Origin of the sequence: Sandarakinorhabdus oryzae, from assembly GCF_009733735.1 — a bacterium.
Taxonomy (GTDB): Bacteria; Pseudomonadota; Alphaproteobacteria; order Sphingomonadales; family Sphingomonadaceae; genus Sandarakinorhabdus; species Sandarakinorhabdus oryzae.
Genome location: NZ_WNJP01000401.1, coordinates 1 through 614, shown reverse-complemented (window position 1 = coordinate 614; position 614 = coordinate 1). Strand labels below are relative to the sequence as shown.

Sequence of the window (614 nt, the reverse complement as noted above, 5' to 3'; positions counted from 1 at the left end):
CCGCCGCCGGTGAAGCTGCGCCAGACCACGCCCGACAGGCGGCCGCTGGCCTGCCAGCGCAGGCGCCCGGTCAACAGCGCGCCGGGCTGCACGGCCAGCACCAGGTCGCCAAGCGGCAGCTGGCCGAGCATGGCATTGCTGAGCGTTGCCCGCCAAAGGCTGCCGGTCACGGCCGTTGCGGCCAAGGGGGGCGCTGGCAGCAACAGCCGTGCCGGGGCCAGCGCCACCAGCCCGATGGCGAGGCCGATGGACAGCCCCCAGATCATCCGTCGCCTCATGCCGCGCGCCGCACCAGCAGCCGCGCCCTGACTGACTGGTCGGGGTTGCGGGTGGCTTCCAGCTGCTCGATCACCAGGCCGTCGCGCTGTTCGAGCGCGCTGGCCCAGCCGATCAGCAACCGGCCATTGATGGCCGCGATTTCCAGCAACGCCTGGCCCGGACCTTGCGCTTCCAGCCGTGCCGGCTGCAGCCCGGCTTCGCCCAAGCGGCGGTTCAGTAGGTCGATCACCGGCCCTGGGCTGGCGACGGGGCGGGCCGCCATGGCTGCCACAAGCGCCTCACCTTCCGCGAGCCGGGCGGCTGCCGCGCCAGCCTCCGCCTGCGCCGCCGTGCGG

Annotated in this window: 1 protein-coding gene and 1 pseudogene; both read right to left on the bottom strand. The window is 74.1% G+C overall.

Going from position 1 to position 614, the window contains the following annotated elements:
* Positions 1 to 278, bottom strand: a pseudogene (locus tag GJ693_RS16550) (hypothetical protein); the annotation flags it as partial.
* A partial coding sequence (gene gspM / locus GJ693_RS16545; protein WP_197042327.1) for a type II secretion system protein GspM occupies positions 275 to 614 on the bottom strand: 340 nt, incomplete at its 5' end. The gene gspM and the pseudogene GJ693_RS16550, both read right to left, overlap by 4 nt.